Source organism: Prevotella sp. P4-51 (genome assembly GCF_002251455.1).
In the GTDB taxonomy this organism is placed as follows: Bacteria; Bacteroidota; Bacteroidia; order Bacteroidales; family Bacteroidaceae; genus Prevotella.
In genome coordinates this window covers 16,939-32,903 of the sequence record NZ_NPJM01000017.1, presented here as the reverse complement: position 1 = coordinate 32,903, position 15,965 = coordinate 16,939, and the positions used below count along the sequence as shown (strand labels likewise).

The following is a 15,965-nucleotide window of genomic DNA, read 5'->3' as shown; positions in this document are numbered from 1 at the left end:
ACCGCGCGCTATCTACCCTCGGCGAGCGCGTCGGCAGGCACATTGAGAAAGCGGGCAACGACGCTGACAGCCTCGGTAAAGGCGGTGGGCTGGCCGGGCACGGTGATGAAGAGATGGGTGGCTGTGGGGAAGACATGGTAAGTGAGTCTGTGGCCAAGTCGCTGCAGCCGCTGCGCCAGTTGGGTGGTCTGGTCGAAGAGGATGTCGTGACCCGCAGAGATGAGGCACATGGGCGGCAGGAAGCGTAGCGCGTCGTCGTCGGCGAGTTCGACCGAGACGAGCGGATTGTGCTCCTCTCCACGGGCGTAGGCTTCGCAGAAAGCCTCAAGCAGTTCGGCGTCGTCGCCATAGCTTTGGGCATAGTCTGTCCACGATGGCGTGACACGCGTGTAGAGTCTGGTGACAGGATAGATGGGCACAACCCGGCTCACACCCTTGGTCGAGAGGGCTGTGGCGAGGGCAAGGTTGCCTCCGGCGCTGTCACCTCCCACCGCCACCTGGGTAGAGTCGCAGCCCCACGCATCGGCGTGCTGGCGGAGATAGGCAAAGGCGCGGCGGCAGTCGTCGAGCGGAGCCGGAAAGGGATGGGCTGGCGACAGGCGGTAATCGAGGGCAGCCACGCAGCAGTCGGCCTCCAACGCCAAAGTGGCACAGAAGCGCGCACAACTGTTGATGCTGCCGAAGCACCAGCCGCCTCCGTGGAGATAGAGCAACAGCGGACGCTTGCGGAGGGCTGGTCGGGAGGGCGTGAAGAGGCAGATGTCGGGGGTGGGATTAGTGGCAGTGACGCCATCGGGCAACTGGGGCGGCTGGTTGCGGCTCTGCCTGATTTGCTGCAAGGCTGCATAGTCGCCAGAGATAGCCGCGCGCACCGCCAGCATCTGTCTGTGCTGCAGGTCGGTAGGCATACGGCTGAGGAAGTGGCGCTCGTCGTCGAGCATACGCCGCTGGAGCGAGTCGGAGGGATAGGTCTGCCCATACAGGCATACCATGGAAAACAACAAGAATAAGGTGTGGAAAATACGCATAATCTATAAGAACATTAAGGTCGTCTCTGCAGAGACAGGAGACTGCAGATGGCGCTGCTGCTTAGAGCCGCAGCACCTCGTCGCAGTATTCCACCACCGCCGGACGGTGGGTGATGAAGATGATGGTGTGCTGACGGCTGCCCAGGACATTGGCGAGCAGGCGGCGCTCGGTCTCGATGTCGAGGGCGCTGGTAGCCTCGTCGAAGAGCATCACGGGGCGGTTGCGCAGCAGGGCCCGGGCGATGGCAATACGCTGTGCCTGGCCCTCACTCAGACCGGCTCCCGACTCGGAGCAACGCGTGTCGAGACCGTCGGACAACTGGCTGACGAAGTCGGCACATGCCTGGTGGAGCGCATCAAACATCTCGTCGTCGGTGGCGTTAGGGCTGCCCATGAGCAGATTGTCGCGGATGGTGCCGCTCATGAGGGTATTGCCCTGGGGCACGTAGACAAAGTTGCAACGCATACGCGGCGACAGTTGCTGGCCGTCTCCGTCGGCGTGGTAGAGGTTTATCTCTCCCTCCTGGGGACGGAGCAGGGCGAGGATGAGGCGGATAAGGGTGGTCTTGCCGGCTCCCGTCTCGCCAAGGATGGCGGTGCAGGTGCCGGGACGGAAGTCGAACGACAGGTGGTCTATCACGCGTCCGTCGCCGTCATTATAACCATAGCCCACATCGTCGAGCTTCACACCACAGGGTGCTTCGACCACGATGGGGTCGCCCTGCTCTTCGAGGGGAGGCTCTTCGAGTTCCATGAGTCGCTCGGCAGCGGTGAAGACACTGACAAAGGCGGGCACGATGCGGCTCAGGTTGCGCGCCGGACTCTGTATGCGGTTGACGAGTTGCAGGTAGGCTGTCATGCCGCCAAACGACAGCGTGTGCATGGACATGCGCACTGCCGCCCAGAGGAAGGCTATGAGATAGGTAAGGGAGAACCCGAAGTTGAGGATGAAGTTGGAGAGCAGGCTGAAGCGTGTGCGCTGGATGACGTTGCGCCGCAGCTGGCTCTGGGTACTCTCGAGCTTACCCACCATGGCGTCGTCGCTCTCCAGAGTCTTGATGAGCACCCGATGCTGGATGGTTTCCTGCAGCACGCTTTGCACCTGGGAGTCGGAGTTGCGCACCTGACGGGTGAGGTGACGCATACGGCGCACATAGACCTTGCTGAGCACCACAAAGAGGGGCAGCAGAGCGACGGTGATGACCGCCAACAGCCGGTCGAGAGTAAAGAGATAGGCAAAAGCACCGAAGAAGAGAAGCACCACACTGAGCGTATTGGGCAAGGTTTCGGTAATGAAGGTGACGACATTGCTGACGTCGCTCTCGAGGCGGTTGATGACATCGCCAGAGTGTCGCCGTTCGCGCCCGTTCCATTCGGAGCGGAGTATACGGTCGAGCATGTACTGCTGCATGCGGTTCTGCGCCTTCACGCCCAGCACGTTGCGTATCCAGACCGAGGATATGTTGATGGCAAAGTCGATGAGCACCAGCCCACCCATGAGTGCCACCGCCCAGTAGATGGAGCCCTCGATGTTGCCCGAAGCCACGTCGATGGCGCGCTTCACCGCCCACACCTGGGCCAGACTCACCACCACCGTAGCCATGCCCATCGATGCGTTGAGTATGGTCTGCAGTCGGTTGCCCCGCCATATCTTCCACAGCCAGCGCATGATGTCGCGCGTGGTGTAGGCCGAGTTGGCGGGCGTTATCCATTGGGCTATCTTTATCTTCATGACTCTCGGTGTGGTTGTGGGTCTATCTGTGGTCGGCGCCCCACATCATCTTCTCGCGGAGGGTGGAGAAGTAGCTGCGGCTGTCGCGCTTCACTATATTTATGGTATAGGGGGCCTTGCGGATGGTAAGGCGCGTGCTCTCGAGCAACTTCTCCGAGCGGCCGTCGATGGCTACGAGGAAGTTGTGAGACCGGCTCTCCACCTCGAGCGTTATCTCGCTGTCGTCGTTGATGACGATGGGGCGGACATTGAGGCTGTGGGGCGCCACGGGAGTAAGGCAGAGGATGTCGGCATCGGGCACGATGATGGGGCCGCCGTTGGAGAGACCGTAGGCGGTAGAACCGGTGGGTGTAGAGACGATGAGCCCGTCGGCCTGGTAGGTCACCAGATACTCGCCGTTGATGCAGGTGCGCACGGAAATCATCGCGGCATTGTCGCGCTTGAGCACGGCGATGTCGTTGAGGGCGAAGGGGCTGCCCTCGATTATCTCGCCGTCGGCCTCGACCATGATGACGGCATGGGGCTCCACAGCGTAGTGCCCGTCTGCTATCTCGGCGATGGCGTGGTCTATCTCGTCGGGATGGATGTCGGCCAGAAATCCCAGTCTGCCTGTGTTGACACCGATTATGGGCGTCGCCTTGCTTCCCACCATGCTGGCTGCGCGTAGGAAGGTGCCGTCGCCGCCGATGGAGATGACGAAGTCTACGTCGAAGTTGTAGTTGTCGAAGACGCCGCTTACCTCGACCTCCATGCCCAAGGCCGATGTGATGTACCGGAAGAAGGTGCGCTCGATGTAGATTTCGGCTCCACGAGCCTTGAGACTGTCTATGAGCCGGTGGATAGATACCGTCTTACCCGCCTGGAACTCCTTGCCGAAGAGAGCGAACCGCAACACGTTTGCCGCCATAAATGTTATCTTTTTTTAATCTTTGTTCCTCATTCTTGCTCACAAATGCCAAACATTTAGTACATTTGCACGTGAATGATGCGACAAAAATACTACTTTTTGTTGTAAAACACGTTGAAATTATGGCAAAAGTATATGAATTTCTTTCCAATGGCTTCGAAGACATAGAGGCATTGGCACCCGTAGACATACTCCGCCGAGGCGGACTGGAGGTAAAAACAGTGAGCATTACCGGCGAGCAGATGGTGGAAACCACCCACGGCATCAAGCTCATGACCGATCTGAGGATAGAGGACATCGCCGACTTCAGCGACGTCGACGCCATGCTGCTGCCAGGCGGTCTGCCAGGAGCCACCAATCTGAACAAGCACAGGATGCTGCGCGAGATACTGCTCGAGCAGTACAACCAGGGCCGCATAGTCGCCGCCATCTGCGCCGCACCGCTGGTGCTGGGCTCGATAGGCATCCTTGAGGGCAAGCGAGCCACCTGCTACCCCGGATTCGAGAAGCGCATGACCGGCGCCACCTACACCCAGGAACAGGTGACCATCGACGGCAACATCATCACGGGCAAGGGTCCCGGCGCGTCGATGGACTTCGGCTACGCCATCCTCGGCAAGTTTGTCGCACCCGAAGCTGTGGCAGAACTCAAGGCCCAGATGATGTACAAAGGTTAACCCACAACGACAGCCATGGACTATATCATCATCGTAGCCGGAGGCAAGGGGCTGCGCATGGGCAGCGACGTGCCCAAGCAGTTTCTGCCCGTCAAGGGAATGCCCGTACTGATGCGCACCATCAGCCGTTTTCATGAGTGCAATCCCTCGATGCAGATTATACTCGTACTCCCACACCACCAGCAGCAATACTGGCACGACCTGTGCAGCCAATACGCATTCGATATCGCCCACACGGTGGTAGACGGAGGCGACACGCGCTTTGCCTCGTCGCGCAACGGACTCGCCGCCATCCCCGACGACGCCACGGGAACCGTGGGCATACACGACGGGGTGCGCCCCTTTGTGGCTGCCGAGGTGATAAGCCGCTGCTACGATGCCGCCCGCGCCCACGGAGCCGCCATCCCCGTGATGCCGGTCACCGACACGCTGCGCCACATCGACTCTGCCACCACCGCCCACAACGTGCTGCGCACAGACTACCGCATCGTGCAGACCCCACAGGTCTTTGACATCGCGCTGCTCAAGCGCGCCTTCACCCAGCCCTTCCGCGAAGAGTTTACCGACGACGCTTCGGTGGTCGAAGCCATGGGCTGCAGCGTGGAGATGGTCGAAGGCAACCGCGAGAACATCAAGATTACCACACCCTTTGATTTGAAGATAGCCGAAACGCTGTGCTGAACATTCTCGACCAGGACGTGATGTATCTTCCGGGCGTTGGGCCCAAGAAGAAGGAGATTCTGAGCAAAGAGCTTGGCATCCAGACCTGGCGTGACCTGCTTGAGCACTTTCCTTATAAATATGTAGACCGCAGCCGCATCTATCGCATCAGCGAAATCAGTGGCGACATGCCCTTTGTCCAAATCCGCGGACGCATGTTGGGCTACGACGAATATGCCATGGGTGCCCGCAAGAAGCGCATCGTGGGCCACTTCAGCGATGGTCATGGCGTGGTCGACCTCGTATGGTTTCAGGGTGCCCAATATATCTACAAGAACTACCCCATTGGCAAAGAGCTGATAGTCTTTGGCCGTCCCACCGTCTATGGTGGTCGCTACCAGTTTGCCCACCCCGATATCGACGACGCTTCCCAACTGCAGCTCTCCGACATGGGCATGCAGCCCTACTACATGACCACCGAGCGCATGAAGAAGGCGGGGATAAACTCGAGGGCGATGGAGAAGATGACCAAGACGTTGGTGACCAAACTGCCCGAGACGCTGCCCGAGACGCTGCCGCCCTACATCACTGGGCCTCTGCACCTCATCTCGCGCCTCGAAGCACTACGCCAAATCCATTACCCGCACAACGCCCGCGAAATGCAGCAGGCCCGCTACCGCCTCAAGTTTGAAGAGCTCTTTTATGTGCAGCTCAACATACTGCGCTACGCCAGCGACCACCGCCGCAAGTATCGCGGCTACATCTTCAGTCGCGCCGGCGCCCAGCTCAACGACTTCTACCGCAACCACCTGCCTTTCGACCTCACCAATGCACAGAAGCGCGTGGTGCGGGAGATAAGAGACGACATGGCGAGTGGCCGGCAGATGAACCGGCTGCTGCAGGGAGACGTGGGCTCGGGCAAGACGCTGGTAGCGCTCATGGCCATGCTCATAGCCATAGGCAACGGCTACCAGGCGTGCATCATGGCGCCCACAGAGATATTGGCAGAGCAGCACCTGGCCACCATCCGCCAGATGCTGGGAGATATGGATATACACGTAGAACTGCTCACCGGAGTGGTCAAAGGACGACGACGCGCCGACATACTCGACCGTCTGTCCAAGGGCGAGATAGACATACTCGTGGGAACCCACGCCGTCATCGAAGACGCGGTGGTCTTTGCCCGTCTGGGACTGGCTGTGGTCGACGAGCAGCACCGCTTCGGAGTGGCACAGCGCGCCCGACTCTGGGCCAAGAGCGAGATGCCACCCCACATCCTGGTGATGACAGCCACCCCCATACCCCGCACGCTCGCCATGACCCTCTACGGCGACCTTGACGTGAGCGTTATCGACGAACTTCCGCCCGGCCGCAAACCTATCCAGACCCTCCACAAGTATGATACACAGACCACAAGCCTCTACCAGGGCATACGTCAGCAGATAGACAGCGGCCGACAGGTCTACATCGTATATCCGCTCATCGAAGAGAGCGAGAAGAGCGACCTCAAGAACCTCGAAGACGGATTTGAGGCCATGCGCGAGATATTCCCACAATACCGCCTGAGCAAGGTACACGGACGCATGAAGCCCAAGGACAAGGACGCCGAGATGCAGCGCTTTGCCAGCGGCGAAACCCAGATACTGGTAGCTACCACGGTGATAGAGGTGGGCGTCAACGTGCCCAACGCGTCGGTAATGGTCATCCTCGACGCACAGCGGTTCGGACTCTCGCAGCTCCACCAGCTGCGCGGGCGCGTGGGCCGTGGCGCCGAACAGAGCTACTGCATACTGGTAACCACATTCAAACTGAGCGAAGAGACGCGCAAGCGCATCGACATCATGTGCGAGACCAACGACGGGTTCCGCATAGCCGAAGCCGACCTCAAACTGCGCGGCCCCGGCGACCTCGAGGGTACCCAGCAGAGCGGCATAGCCTTCGACCTGAAGATAGCCGACATAGCCCGCGACGGACAGATTGTGCAGCTCGCCCGCGAACAGGCACAGGCCATCATCGACCGCGACCCCGAGTGCAGCAGCAACGAGTACAAGATGCTCTGGGACCGACTCAAGGAACTCCGGAAGAGCAACGTCAACTGGTCGGCTATCAGTTGACGCGGTTTTGTCCTTTTTGGGTCCAAAATTGATATACCTCAAGCCGATTTTTACGGTATTTGTGTTAATTATGGCATAAATTCTGTTAAACATCACCACTTTCCCATATTTTTTCACTAACTTTGTAAAGTCTGAATTGCAAAACAATCTTTTCGGAGCGTTTTCTACATATTACCTGCTGGCGACCACGCCCCTTTTTAGCCAGCCCTGACCTAAAAAAAAGTATTAATAGTGGAGAAAATATTAAGAACAATCGTAATGGGACTTATGGTGCTTGCAGCCGTACCGGCTGTGGCGCAAGACCTTATTGCCCGCCAGGCTCCCATTGACCGCCGCATGAAGCGCGTAGACACTCTGGCGCTTCAGAGCCTTATCAACAGAGAAAATGAGATTTCACCCTCGGCAGAACTCTATGACGAGTGGAACAATACTTACGCCCACAAGGCAACCGAATTGCCCGACTCGTTCCGTATAGACCTCCGCCACTTTGCCATGCCTACCCCCAGCCGCATCATCACCTCCAACTTCGGTCCCCGATGGGGCCGCCAGCACAAGGGACTGGACATCAAGGTGTATATCGGTGACACCATCCGCGCCGCATTCGCCGGCAAGGTGCGCATCGTCAAATATGAGCGCGCAGGATATGGCAAATACATCGTTATTCGTCACCCCAACGGACTGGAAACTATCTATGGACACCTCTCAAAGCAGCTCGTGACCGAGAACCAGACGGTAAAGGCTGGCGAGGTGATAGGTCTGGGAGGAAGCACAGGCCGCAGCTCGGGTTCGCATCTCCACTTCGAGACCCGTCTGTGTGGCGTTGCACTCAACCCCGCCATCTTCTTCAACTTCAGAGAGCAGGATATCACCTGCGACACCTACATGTTCCGTCGCGACACCTACCGTACTGACGGCGAAGAGGCCACACGCCTGCGCGGAAAGTACAAGGAAACTTATACACGTGCCGAGGTGACTGGCAGCGACGAAGAGCCAGAGCCCGCAGCAGCCCGCAGCGAGAAGCAGTATCACAAGGTGGCAAAGGGAGAGACCCTCTCGTCAATCGCCAACAAGCGTGGCACCACCATCAACAAGCTCTGCAAGCTCAATCATCTGCGCAAGACCACACGTCTGCGCCCAGGACAGATGCTAAGATATACATAATACTTTTATAGGAAACAGTTTGACAGACAATGTCCATCCGAGAAGCGACAGCCGATTGGATGGACATTTCTTTTTATCCCCTCGCCACCCTGCCCTTGCTGTTGCGGCCGCCCCCAAGCCACATTCACGCATCGTCACCATCACACCCACGCCCGCCCGAACCCACATCGCCACCTCGTATCATTTGAAACGAGCCCACGTATCATAAGGCACGAGCTCACGTGACAATAGGCACGAGCCCACGTATCAAATGATACGAGCCAGCAATAATGATTGCGAGTGTCGGAATGGCAGTCTGCAAACGCGCGGCGACACCCACAGCGCTGCACGTAATCGCCGAGAACAGCATGACATGCATCATGTCCGTAGTCCAGTCAGTGAGAAGCGCAGTAATGCCCCAAAGCGCTGCCCGCCGGCCGACAACGACATCCACATCGGTCGACAGCGACATCCACATCGGTCGACAGCGACATCCACATCGGCCGATGCGCATGGACAGAGGGAAACAGAAGTCCCCAAGGGAGAGCCGGAGAGAGGCGTCCAATAAGCAGCTGTTTTTTGTACCGGCGAAAGCAGGACTTTTTGAACGGCCAAAGGCCGCTTTTTTTACCGTCACGACGGATGGCGTCATGCCATGCATGACGGTGGGGATGGCGGAGACGACACGGAGGGAAACTCATTTTCCGACTGGCGGAACCACCAGCCACACTAAGGCGAAGCCGACAGTCACCGCCACGGCTTTTTGTGTTTATGTCAACCTATTATAGAAGTATCTATTAATGGATAACCCCCACAATTGGCCCTCCACAAGCAGCAGCAACTCCCACAGAGTTGTCAGGGGATAGAGATGTCCCACCCAAGCCTTCCCCAAGGAGAAGTAGCGTCACTCAAACCGCCTTAAACTCAGTAATAATGCGCTCCCGCCCCCAGGGAGGGCTCGGGGAGGGGCTTCAGCAAGCAGCAGCACCTCTGACGGAGTTGCGATTCCCCAGCCCAGGGTTGCGGGCGAAGCACGCTACCCTGGGTAACTGCCCCCACTAATCTGGCTACTCTGTAAGAGTTGCGATTAGCCGTAGGCGTTACCTGCAGCAGGATAAAGGGTAGGAATGGGTAGGTGGTTATTATCAGATTGAGTATAACGCCTTCGGCTAACCGCAACACTTACAGCGTTGCTACACCTTATTATATATGTACCCAGGGTAGAGGCGCTGCGCACCTCAACCCTGGGCTATGAAATCGCAACTCCTACAGAGTTGCCAGGGGTGCGCACCATCCACACCAAGGCGAAGCCGACAGCCGCCGCCACGGCTTTTTGTGTTTATGTCATCCCCTTATAGACGCAATAAATGGTGGATAAAAACGTGCAATAGAGCCCACCCAAGCAACAGGACAATGGAATGAAATGGGTAAGTGGATATTATCAGAAGATAGACTCGCTGGTCTCGGTGGTAAACCGCTCGAGCGCCTTGATGCCCATGATGGAATTGCCGTGCTTGTTGAGTCGCGGACTCCAAACGGCGATGGAATAGCGCGAGGGATAGACTGCCACGATGCCGCCACCTACACCGCTCTTGCCAGGCAGTCCCACGAGGAAGGAAAACTCGCCCGCCTCATCGTAGAAGCCACAGGTCTGCATGATGGCGTTGATGCGCTTCACGCCCGACGCACTCAACTTCACGCCGGCGTGGTCGAAGGGCTCATCGCTCTTGGCAAAGGCGACAAAGGCTCGAGCCAGGTCGCGGCAGTTCATCTCCACAGAACATATCATGCTATAGAACCGCAGCACCTCGTCGACGGGGTTGTGCAGGTTGACATAATGCTTGAGCAGATAGGCGATGGAAGCGTTGAGATAGGCGGTCTCGTACTCCGACTCTGCTACCTCCATCGAATAGTCGACCGTGACATTGCCACTAAGCTGGCGCACAAACTGGATGAAGAACTCCTGGGCATCGTCGAGATGAGACAGCAGCACATCGGCCACCACCAGAGCGCCGGCATTGATAAAGGGATTGCGTGGGCGGCCATGCTCGTACTCGAGCTGCACCAATGAGTTGAAAGGCGTGCCCGACGGCTCTTTTCCTAAACGCATCCACAGGTTCTCTCCCTCAAGGCTCAGCGCTATAGCAAGCGAGAAAACCTTGGCTATACTCTGAATGGAAAAACAGGTGTCGTAGTCGCCATACATGCAATCGTCGCCGCCGAGGACGCTCAGATAGATGCCAAACTTGTCGGGGTCTACACTGGCGAGCGCGGGGATGTAATCGGCCTGTCGTCCCAGTTGGGCATAAGGCTGTATCTCGCGGCAAATATTCTCTATAATCTCTTGGTAATTTCTGTCGTGTATCATGTCGTTGATGGTGGTTAATAGTATGGGGATGCCTACGCTTCATGATGGGCCGCGGGAGGCATCCCTCTTGATGGTTATGGATGGTAAAATGGATGGAGAAAGCGGGTTATGCCTTCTCGATGAGCACCACGGCGTAGGCGCTGATGCCCTCTTCTCGGCCGGTGAAGCCCAGTCGCTCGGTGGTGGTGGCCTTGATGGAGACGTCGTCCTCGTCGATGCCCATGACATGGGCGAGACATGCCTTCATCGCGGGCACATGCGGATTGATTTTGGGCCGCTCGGCGCAGACGGTGGCGTCGACATTGCCCACACGGTAGCCGCGGGTGGCAATAAGGTCGATGGTCTTGGCAAGCAGTATCTTGCTGTCTACGTTGAGTGTCTCTGCCGAGGTGTCGGGGAAATGATAGCCGATATCGCGCATATTGGCTGCACCTAAGAGGGCGTCGCAGATGGCATGGATGAGCACGTCGGCATCGCTATGGCCCAGCAATCCCATGGTGTGGGGAATACGGATACCACCGAGCCACAGTTCGCGGTCGGGCACCAGCCGGTGGACGTCGAAGCCCATGCCTACTCTAATCTTTGTCATAATATATAATAAGGTGGAATTAGCGACGGCGGAAGATGTCCTTGATGCCGTCCATATCAAAACTCAGGGTGAAGCGCATCGTCTGGTCAAGCGGATTGGTCTTGGCGGTGGCGATGACATAACCGGCGTCGAGCGAGAAGACCTTCATGCGGAAGCCGGCGCCCACGGTGAAGTACTTGCGGTTGCCCTTGTTCTCGCTCTCGTGGTGATAACCGGCACGGAGGAAGAACTTGTCGTTATACTCGTACTCTGCGCCCACGCTCCAGTTGATTTCCTCCAACTCTTCCTTAAATCCGTTGGGTGCATCGGTGAAGCTCTTGAAGATACCGCTGATGGACGACACGTTCCAGTATTCGTCCTCCATGCGCTGCTTGTACTGCTCTTCGTCCTCGCCCTCCCGCTGCTTGGGGTAGGTAGGCACGAGCAGCTTGTTGGCATCGGCGGCGAAGGTGATGCGATTGTACTCGTCGATGGGCACCTTGAGCGAGGCTCCGAGGCGCAGGTTGGTGGGGATGAAGAAGCTGTGGTTGTCGCCACCGAAATTGATTTTGCTACCGATGTTGGAGATATTCAGTCCCAAGCCCAACTGGCACTCGCGCTGGCCCAGATTGATGTAGTTCTGGTAGTATGCGGCGATGTCGGCGGCAAAGGCTGAACCGGGCTGGGTGTCTTCATTGAAGTCAAAGGTAAGGTCGGAGTAAATCCATCTCACGCCGGCGGCGATAGAGAAGGTCTCGCTGAGCATGAGCGAATAGGCCACATCGAGCGACATCTCATAGGGGTTGATGGTCATGGCATTGTCATCGGTGTGACCGTCCATGAAGACCTCGCCCATGGAGAAGTAGCGCATAGAGGCTGACACGGCACTGTAGTCGCCTATGCGGTAGTAGCCGGCGAGATAGGCCACATCCATATCGTTGACCAGCTGTCGCAGCCAGGGGGTATAGTTGAGCGCCACTCCGGCACGCGAAATGGCAAAGGGGTACTTGGCGGGGTTCCAGTATTGGGAGTTGACATCGGCATCGGTAGCCACACCCACATCGCCCATTCCGGCTGCACGTGCGTCGGGGGCTATCGTCTGCGAGGTCACCGAAGTGTTGACGGGATTGAACATATCTTTCTTGTCCTGGGCCTGCACCGTGGCAGCAACCATGACAAGGAGTATGGCGAAAATGATAGATGTGAGCTTGTTCATTATACTTCTACTATTGTTATGCTATAGGATAACGGAGACTACCGCCTAATTATTGCCCAAGACGATAAGTTTCTTTGCTTTGGATGTTTTCTTGCTGCCATCAGAGCCGGCACGCACGCGGTAGAGATAGACTCCCGTCTGGAGGCGTCCGCCGGTGTCGAGCGTCAGGTCCCAGTCTACGGTATAGGCTCCCGTGGCGGGCACCCCGTTCTCGGAGTGGGTCCAGAGGAGACGTCCACTCATGTCGAAGACTTCGATGTCGATGTCCATGGGACTGCCTGTGCGGTCGTGGTTGATGATAAAGGTGGTATAGGTGGTAGCAGGGTTCTTGCTCAGACCCACGCTGAAGATATTGGGCTCGAGTCCGCGCACCACGGTGAAATCGAGACGGGCGGTAGAAGCATTGTTGAGCACATCCCAAGCCCGGAAGACGAGGGTGTGCTTGCCCTCGGTGAGTTCGGGTATATTATAATAGGTGGTGCCACGGGTATAGGTACCAAAGTCGAAGGCGAAGTTGTCGTTGAGGGTGTAGGTCTTTGCCATGTCGCCGTCGATGACGAGCTGCAGGTCGTGGCCGATGCCGCTGCCGGTGGCGTTGATGCCGTCTTCATCAGTGATCTCTGCCACGAAGTAGGGCGTGGTGTTGACCTTGCCTCCGTTGACAAACTGGGGCGAGTTGAGATAGCAGTAGATGGATGGGCCTATGGAGTCGGTGGTCACCTCGCCTCCGGCTACGGTGAAGCGGTCGAAGGCGCCGTGGGCCTCGCGCTGGCGGGCATTGTCTACGGCGTAGAGGTTGATGAGCCCAGTTCCGTCGGAGTAGGATATGTCTTTGGGCACGGCAAAGGTGAGGGCAAAGCGACCGGCCCTGACGCTGTCGGAACCATGGTAGATGACGCGTTTGCGGTCATAATAGGTGAAGGCTTCCTCGGCCTCAGCCTGATTGTTCTGCTTGCAGGTCACCAGTTCGCGCACATCGCGCACGGTGGCTGTCACCACTCCGTCGAAGTCTTGTGCCTGCTCGATGTGGCCGGATATGCGCGCCACCTTACCCACCTGCAGACGGGCGTCGGCGGTCACGGATACACCGTTGATGCTGTCGATGACAGCGGTCATGGTGGGCAGATTGAGCGTCATGGCGGGGTCGCCGAGGAGGGTAAACTGCAACTTGTTGACGGTGACATCCTGTCCGGTGGTCACCATCTCGTTCTTGGCCAGACGCTGCGCCTCGCCGAGGGTGGTGGGGCGTCCGTCGGTCACGGTGAGCACGTGGCGCAGGTAAGCCATATTGAGCGGACGGTTGTAGAGGGTCTGCACGGTGCGCGTGGTACCCCAGAAGGCTACGGCTCCGCCCTTGGCATTGCATACGGCGGTCTCGCCTATCGTGGGCTCGACACCGTCGAAGGCCATGATGTCGCACGATGCCGTAATCCACAGGGGCAGATTGGCGTTGCGCGCCTGTTCAAAGTCGTTGATGGTCACCACCCGCTCATGCGACAACTGCTCGGCGCGGCCGTGGCCGCTGTAGTCCATGATGAGCGCACCGGCAGCCATCTGCTGCTTCACATCCTGCGAAGCACCGGGATAGGCGTGGCCGGTGGCCGACGACTCGCGCTGGTATGCGTCCCACATCACCTTCTTGATATGATAGCCAGGATGGAGCGCAGCCACCTGCTCGGCAGCCATGTCGACATCCTTCATGTGGATATTCTGGTTGCCGTCGTCTCCCATAAACATGAGCACGTTCTGCCATGCGCCGGCATTGCCGTTGGTCATGTAGGCCTCTATCTTGTCTACCACGCCCTTGGCTGCCTCGGCTGTGGTCACGGGTATGCGTCCCACAGCAATATCCTCCTTGTCGCGGGCGATATCGGTGCCTTCGCCATCGTCCATCAGCGTGAAGAAACCGTCGTTCACGTAGCAGTAGAGCTCGCTGAAAGAGTTCTCACTCTCGTAACACAGCAGATAGTCGTCGGCACTGAGACGGCGGGTGTCGCTGATGAGCATGCGGTTGTCCCACACGGCGTCGCCGAAGAGTAGCAGATAGCGCGGCATATCGCTTTCGGTCTCGGCGCGGTCGTAGAGCATCTTGAGGTAATGGCGGTAGGCGCTGGCATCGGGCGTTCCGCTGGAGAACTCGTTGAAGAGCTCGTCGGCAGGAACGATGGTCACGCGCATGCCGTCGCGCTGCTCATGGAGGCGCTTGATGCGCTCGGCCTGGGCAAGCAGCTTCTGACTGGTGGGGATAATGATGACCATGTCGGCAGGACCGTCGGCATGGTGGTTCTGGTTGGTAATGTTGTAGACGTAATCGGGGACGGGGATATTGCCCGTCAGGCTGGGAGCCGGACGCGGTGAGTCGAAAGCCATCGAGATATAGTCGAGACGCACCGTCGAACTGCCGATGGTCTTGATGACGAGTTTGGCGTCGGAGGCATAACGGCCTATGCGGTAGGTGGCTGTCGCCGACGCTCCCTTGTCATAGCTCTGGGGCATGATGCTGATGGTGCCCAGCAGCGAGTCGGCCAGGAATACATCCACACGGCTTTCCCCACCAGCCGACACGGCTACGGTTATACGGGCTGTCTGCTGCGAACCGCTGAAGGCAGGCAGACTGTAGGCGTAGGAAGAGTTGAAGGCGATGGGGGTATTCTCATAGAGGTTGCGGCCGCCATGATACCAGGCGTAGTTGTCGGTCTCGTGGAGCCAGTGGTAATCGTGGGGCGAGGGATAGATGCTGCTTACAAACTGGGCGGAATCGATGGGCGTCACAGCCTCATCGGTCTGGGTGATGAAGTAGTAGCCATACTGCGAATAGGGATTGCGGGTGCGCACAGTGGCATCGTTGGCGCTCCAGCTCACGGGGCCTTGGGCGTAGAAGAGGCGCTTGCCGCCGACCTGGCAGATGGGCACCTCGCGCAAATCATCATGGGCTTGCAGACTGGCACCCGTCAGCTTCTCGTCGATGAGGGCGCCGCCCATGCCATAGACATGCACACGCGAAAGATCGGTAAATCCGGCACGGCGGATGAGCGACTCGGTAATCTGGTAGACTCCGCTCTCGCTCACGCGTATCTTCGCCCATCGTCCTTGGGCCAGCACGGAGTTGGCGGCATAGCGCTCGCCCACAGGGACCACTGCCGCACGCTGGCGGCGACGGGCGGCACGACTGAGGGGGCGCGACTGCACATCGAGCATGAAACTGACAAGCAGCTGGTGACGGCCTCCGCGGAAGACCACGGGGCAGAAAGCGACCTCCAGGCTGGCCTGGCGGCGCGAGGTGACGATGTGCTGGGTGATAAGGGGGCTGGCGCCGGGTTGGACATCATGGGTGGCAAGCCGGTAGCGGGCTACGTCGGCAGCCGTCATGTCGATATATTCGGGATAGGCTATGCTGACGGTATAGACGCTGTCGGCATAATCGCCCGAGAGGGGTATGGCGCAGGCAAAGGTGGGGGCCACGCTGTCTATCTTGACCTGCTGGGCGGTCAAATTATAAAACTTCTGTGCCCGGATTGTCATAGCCGACGCAAGAAGTATCATGATTAATATGTA

11 protein-coding genes are annotated in these 15,965 nt (G+C 58.1%); 4 read left to right on the top strand and 7 right to left on the bottom strand.

What is annotated here, in order from left to right; all coding sequences use genetic code 11:
- Window positions 1-8: 8 nt before the first annotated feature.
- The 3 genes from CIK94_RS01830 to CIK94_RS01820 all read right to left on the bottom strand — a co-directional run bounded on the left by CIK94_RS01830 (window position 9) and on the right by CIK94_RS01820 (window position 3,667).
- Window positions 9-1,028, bottom strand: coding sequence for an alpha/beta hydrolase (locus CIK94_RS01830; protein WP_094421005.1), 1,020 nt, complete (start codon window positions 1,026-1,028; stop codon window positions 9-11).
- A 61-nt stretch (window positions 1,029-1,089) separates the two neighbouring features.
- On the bottom strand, window positions 1,090-2,760 hold the full coding sequence (locus tag CIK94_RS01825; RefSeq protein WP_094421003.1) for an ABC transporter ATP-binding protein: 1,671 nt from the start codon (window positions 2,758-2,760) through the stop codon (window positions 1,090-1,092).
- A 22-nt stretch (window positions 2,761-2,782) separates the two neighbouring features.
- Window positions 2,783-3,667 carry an NAD kinase gene (locus tag CIK94_RS01820; RefSeq protein WP_094386675.1) on the bottom strand — a complete coding sequence of 295 codons (885 nt, stop codon included), beginning with the start codon at window positions 3,665-3,667 and terminating at the stop codon, window positions 2,783-2,785.
- A 122-nt stretch (window positions 3,668-3,789) separates the two neighbouring features.
- Between CIK94_RS01820 and CIK94_RS01815 the strand changes: the two genes are divergently transcribed.
- From CIK94_RS01815 to CIK94_RS01800, 4 genes are all read left to right on the top strand, one after another.
- On the top strand, window positions 3,790-4,344 hold the full coding sequence (locus CIK94_RS01815; RefSeq protein WP_022309704.1) for a DJ-1 family glyoxalase III: 555 nt from the start codon (window positions 3,790-3,792) through the stop codon (window positions 4,342-4,344).
- 15 nt (window positions 4,345-4,359) lie between these two features.
- Window positions 4,360-5,025, top strand: a complete 666-nt coding sequence (locus CIK94_RS01810) for a 2-C-methyl-D-erythritol 4-phosphate cytidylyltransferase (RefSeq protein WP_094386676.1) — start codon at window positions 4,360-4,362, stop codon at window positions 5,023-5,025.
- Window positions 5,022-7,118 (top strand): ATP-dependent DNA helicase RecG, encoded by a 2,097-nt coding sequence (gene recG / locus CIK94_RS01805; RefSeq protein WP_173823490.1) that lies wholly within the window; start codon window positions 5,022-5,024, stop codon window positions 7,116-7,118. The genes CIK94_RS01810 and recG overlap by 4 nt, the downstream gene beginning before the upstream one ends.
- Before the next feature lie 258 nt (window positions 7,119-7,376).
- Window positions 7,377-8,279: a M23 family metallopeptidase gene (locus CIK94_RS01800; protein ID WP_094386677.1), complete on the top strand. Its 903-nt coding sequence runs from the start codon at window positions 7,377-7,379 to the stop codon at window positions 8,277-8,279.
- 1,420 nt (window positions 8,280-9,699) lie between these two features.
- Here CIK94_RS01800 and CIK94_RS01785 read toward each other — a convergent pair.
- From CIK94_RS01785 to porU, 4 genes are all read right to left on the bottom strand, one after another.
- Window positions 9,700-10,626, bottom strand: a complete 927-nt coding sequence (locus CIK94_RS01785) for a glutaminase (RefSeq protein WP_094420999.1) — start codon at window positions 10,624-10,626, stop codon at window positions 9,700-9,702.
- A 106-nt stretch (window positions 10,627-10,732) separates the two neighbouring features.
- Window positions 10,733-11,215 (bottom strand): 2-C-methyl-D-erythritol 2,4-cyclodiphosphate synthase, encoded by a 483-nt coding sequence (gene ispF / locus CIK94_RS01780; RefSeq protein WP_094420997.1) that lies wholly within the window; start codon window positions 11,213-11,215, stop codon window positions 10,733-10,735.
- Between the two features lie 19 nt (window positions 11,216-11,234).
- Window positions 11,235-12,410 (bottom strand): type IX secretion system outer membrane channel protein PorV, encoded by a 1,176-nt coding sequence (gene porV / locus CIK94_RS01775; RefSeq protein WP_094386681.1) that lies wholly within the window; start codon window positions 12,408-12,410, stop codon window positions 11,235-11,237.
- Window positions 12,411-12,455: 45 nt separating this feature from the next.
- Window positions 12,456-15,932, bottom strand: a complete 3,477-nt coding sequence (gene porU, locus CIK94_RS01770; protein WP_254046120.1) for a type IX secretion system sortase PorU — start codon at window positions 15,930-15,932, stop codon at window positions 12,456-12,458.
- Window positions 15,933-15,965 lie beyond the last annotated feature (33 nt).

What these genes read in the sequence shown, in the direction of transcription:
- CIK94_RS01830 (WP_094421005.1), bottom strand. Translation starts at nt 1,028, where the DNA reads ATGCGTATTTTCCACACCTTATTCTTGTTGTTTTCCATGGTATGCCTG.
- CIK94_RS01825 (WP_094421003.1), bottom strand. Translation starts at nt 2,760, where the DNA reads ATGAAGATAAAGATAGCCCAATGGATAACGCCCGCCAACTCGGCCTAC.
- CIK94_RS01820 (WP_094386675.1), bottom strand. Translation starts at nt 3,667, where the DNA reads ATGGCGGCAAACGTGTTGCGGTTCGCTCTCTTCGGCAAGGAGTTCCAG.
- CIK94_RS01815 (WP_022309704.1), top strand. Translation starts at nt 3,790, where the DNA reads ATGGCAAAAGTATATGAATTTCTTTCCAATGGCTTCGAAGACATAGAG.
- CIK94_RS01810 (WP_094386676.1), top strand. Translation starts at nt 4,360, where the DNA reads ATGGACTATATCATCATCGTAGCCGGAGGCAAGGGGCTGCGCATGGGC.
- CIK94_RS01800 (WP_094386677.1), top strand. Translation starts at nt 7,377, where the DNA reads ATGGGACTTATGGTGCTTGCAGCCGTACCGGCTGTGGCGCAAGACCTT.
- CIK94_RS01785 (WP_094420999.1), bottom strand. Translation starts at nt 10,626, where the DNA reads ATGATACACGACAGAAATTACCAAGAGATTATAGAGAATATTTGCCGC.
- ispF (WP_094420997.1), bottom strand. Translation starts at nt 11,215, where the DNA reads ATGACAAAGATTAGAGTAGGCATGGGCTTCGACGTCCACCGGCTGGTG.
- porV (WP_094386681.1), bottom strand. Translation starts at nt 12,410, where the DNA reads ATGAACAAGCTCACATCTATCATTTTCGCCATACTCCTTGTCATGGTT.
- porU (WP_254046120.1), bottom strand. Translation starts at nt 15,932, where the DNA reads ATGACAATCCGGGCACAGAAGTTTTATAATTTGACCGCCCAGCAGGTC.